The 3132-nt window shown below is 71.2% G+C and carries 3 protein-coding genes and 2 pseudogenes; 1 reads left to right on the top strand and 4 read right to left on the bottom strand.

What is annotated here, in order from left to right:
- Positions 1–552: 552 nt before the first annotated feature.
- Positions 553–736 (top strand): annotated as a pseudogene (locus AOK01_RS46375) (TetR/AcrR family transcriptional regulator); the annotation flags it as partial.
- Positions 737–1112: 376 nt separating this feature from the next.
- Here the strand turns inward: AOK01_RS46375 and holA are convergent.
- From holA to AOK01_RS45705, 4 genes and pseudogenes are all read right to left on the bottom strand, one after another.
- Positions 1113–2099 (bottom strand): DNA polymerase III subunit delta, encoded by a 987-nt coding sequence (gene holA, locus AOK01_RS34610; protein ID WP_190852593.1) that lies wholly within the window; start codon positions 2097–2099, stop codon positions 1113–1115.
- Between the two features lie 61 nt (positions 2100–2160).
- A complete protein-coding gene (locus AOK01_RS44225; RefSeq protein WP_169800171.1) occupies positions 2161–2325 on the bottom strand; it encodes a hypothetical protein in 165 nt (54 codons plus the stop codon).
- Between the two features lie 74 nt (positions 2326–2399).
- A pseudogene (locus tag AOK01_RS45710) lies at positions 2400–2710 on the bottom strand (YceI family protein); the annotation flags it as partial.
- A gap of 2 nt (positions 2711–2712) precedes the next feature.
- Positions 2713–3132, bottom strand: a 420-nt coding sequence (locus tag AOK01_RS45705) for a carboxypeptidase regulatory-like domain-containing protein (RefSeq protein WP_245702546.1), incomplete at both ends; no start/stop codon positions are given.

Below are 3132 nucleotides of genomic sequence, written 5' to 3'. Positions count from 1 at the left end.
GCCGCGAGCCGCCCTGCCGGAGCTTGCGTACGACGGACATGGCCGCGGCGGTCAGGCCGGCCGCCACCCACATCAGCGTTCCTCCTCGGCACCCGGCGTCGGCGCGGCCAGCTGCTGACGGGCCCACGCGAGCGCGGCGGCCGGGTCGTGCGTGGCGGTCGTCGGGCAACCCCACAGCTTCGCGCCGGCCCTGATCGCCTTGGCGTTGGCCTGCTGCACCTCGGCCGAGACGACGAACGCGAGACCGGCGCACCGGTTGCGCAGGCCCGGGCGCAGGGTCTTTACCAGTCGCACCCGCTCGCCGGCGCCGGCCAGCTNNGGCCGCGAAAGGTTCGCGACGCTCCAGTGCGGCCGTCAGGACGTCGCCCACGCGGCGGGCGCCGGCTGCGGGATCGAGGGCTGATACGTCAAGGACAACCAACGGCCATCGGGTGAGCGCGGTGTCGGTGGTGCGACTCATTCCTGCCCCTCCTCAACGATAGGTAAGGGCACCCTAACTTATTTGTAACCTATGGTCACTAAGTTGGCGGGCCGGATTCGTAGACTGGGTTCGTGGAGGCGAAGAAGACACCCAGGCTCGGCCGACCCGCGCGACTGAGCCGCGAGCAGATCGTGGAGGCCGCGCTCGGCTGCAACCTGCGGACCGTGACGATGCGCGACATCGCGGAGCGGCTCGGTGTCTCCCACTCGGCCCTCTACCGCTGGGTCAACAACCGCGACGAGCTCCTCGACCTCGNNGTGGCTGTCGGACCTCGCCTGGAGGATGCACGACCAGTTCCTCGCCGTACCCGGCTACGCCGCCCACGTGGCGATGCCACACCGCCACAACCCGCACGCCTTCGGCCGACTGCACGACCGCGTCGTCTCGGCGTTCAGGCTCGCCGGGGTCTCCGACGACATGGCTGAGCAGAGTTGGCACATCTTCGGGCTGGGCGTCGTGCAGTGGCTCGGGGCCCAGCAGATGGGGCACGACTTCGGCCCGGACGCACCCCGCTTCGACCTCTTCCTCGACGTACTGCTACGCGGGCTGCCGGCACAGGAGCCCGGTTCGTAGTCGTCCGACCAAGACAGTGGGACCCCTGACCCACAGCCCATCCCGTGGAAGCAATCATCTAGCCACGCCGTGAGCGAGCCGCTCGGGCGACCGCGACGACCGCCTTCTCCAACGCGTACTCAGGATCGTCACCGCCCCCCTTGACCCCCGCATCGGCCTCCGCGACCGCCCGCAGCGCGACAGCGACCCCGTCGGGGCTCCACCCCCGCATCTGCTGCCGGACCCGATCGATCTTCCAGGGCGGCATCCCCAGCTCCCGGGCCAGGTCGGCCGGCCGGCCACCCCGCGCCGAGGAGAGCTTCCCGATGGCCCGTACCCCCTGCGCCAGCGCGCTCGTGATCAGGACGGGCGCGACCCCGGTCGACAGGGACCACCGCAGCGCCTCCAGCGCCTCCGCCGCCCGCCCCTCGACCGCCCGGTCCGCCACCGTGAAACTGGAGGCCTCCGCACGGCCGGTGTAGTACCGCCCGACGACCGCCTCGTCGATCGTCCCCTCGACGTCCGCGACCAACTGGGTCACCGCGGAAGCCAGCTCCCGCAAGTCGCTCCCGATCGAGTCGACGAGCGCCTGGCACGCCTCGGGCGTCGCCGACCGCCCCAGCACCCGGAACTCACTGCGCACGAAGGCCAGCCGGTCCGCCGGCTTCGTCATCCTGGGGCAGGCGACCTCCCGCGCCCCCACCTTGCGCGCGGCATCGAGCAGGCCCTTGCCCTTGGCCGCCCCCGCGTGCAGCAGCACGAGCGTGATCTCCTCGGCCGGAGCACCCAGGTACGCCTTCACGTCCTTGATCGTGTCGGCCGACAGATCCTGCGCGTTACGGACCACGACGACCTTGCGCTCGGCGAAGAGCGAGGGACTCGTCAGCTCGGCGAGCGTGCCCGGCTGCAACTGGTCCGACGCGAGGTCCCGTACGTCGGTGTCCGCGTCGGCGGCGCGCGCGGCGGCCACCACCTCCTGCACGGCACGGTCGAGCAGGAGGTCCTCCTGCCCCACGGCGATCGTGACAGGAGCGAGCGGATTGTCGTGTGCAGAGTTCCTGGCCATCGCGCCCAGCATCCCACGCACCACCGACAACCGGTCCCGGGCGGTCCTGGGCGGTCCCGGGCTACGGCTCCTCGCGCCAGCCGTCCCACTCCCCCGCGAACTCGTCCAGTTCCCCCGCGTCCAGCCGCCCGTTCTCGTCGCGCAGCACGAGCAGCCACTGCGCGTCCTCGGCGTCCTGCGCGGCATCGCGGTCGGGCAGCACCAGTACATGTCTCACGTCGCTCACCCGGCCATTTTCCGGCACCGGGAGAGCGTCGCGCACAGGGGATGCCGCCCTGCCGGTCCTTGGAGACGATCCTGTCAGTCCTTGGGGACGATCTGTATGTCCAGGTCGACCGTGATGCTCGTCCCGACCATGGCGATGCCCCGCGCGAGCATCGACTGCCAGCTCACCGTGAAGTCGTCGCGGCGCAACTCGGTGGTGGCCCGGCAGGCCGCCCGCACCTCGCCCTGTGTGCCGTTGCCGATGCCGAGATACTCCGTGTCGAGCGTGACCGTCCGTGTCACCCCCCGCAACGACAGTGCCCCGGTGACCTCCCACCGGCTGCCACTGCGGTGCGTGAACCGGTCGCTGTAGAACTCCACCGTCGGAAACCGGTCCACGTCCAGGANNTCGGCCATCCGCACTATTCCCGCGAAGCTGTTGAACCGGCCCCGCACCCGCGCCATCCCGATATGCCGTGCCGTGAACCCGATCGAGGAATGGGTCGGCTCGATCTCCCAGTCCCCCGGGCCCGGTAACGCGGGCGGCCGGGCGATGTTCAGTGTCACGTCACCGAGCGCGGCCACCGCGTTCTCGGCCACCGTGGCGTTCGCCCGGTACGGGGCGAATCCCTCGGCGGACACCGCGAGGCGGTACTCACCGGCGGGCACGGTCACCAGGAAGGACCCGAACGGATCCAGCTCCCCGCCGACCACCTTGCGCCCCGCGGCGTCGGTGACCAGGAACTCGGCGTCCGGCACCGGCTGGTTGACCGGATCCAGCACCCGGCAGCCGAGCACCCCGGCACCTTCCGGCAGAGGCACCGCGGCG

Origin of the sequence: Streptomyces aurantiacus, assembly GCF_001418335.1 — a bacterium.
Taxonomy (GTDB): domain Bacteria; phylum Actinomycetota; class Actinomycetes; order Streptomycetales; family Streptomycetaceae; genus Streptomyces; species Streptomyces aurantiacus.
The sequence above is the reverse complement of the archived record's forward strand: the minus strand, read 5'-3'. Positions and strand labels throughout refer to the sequence as shown.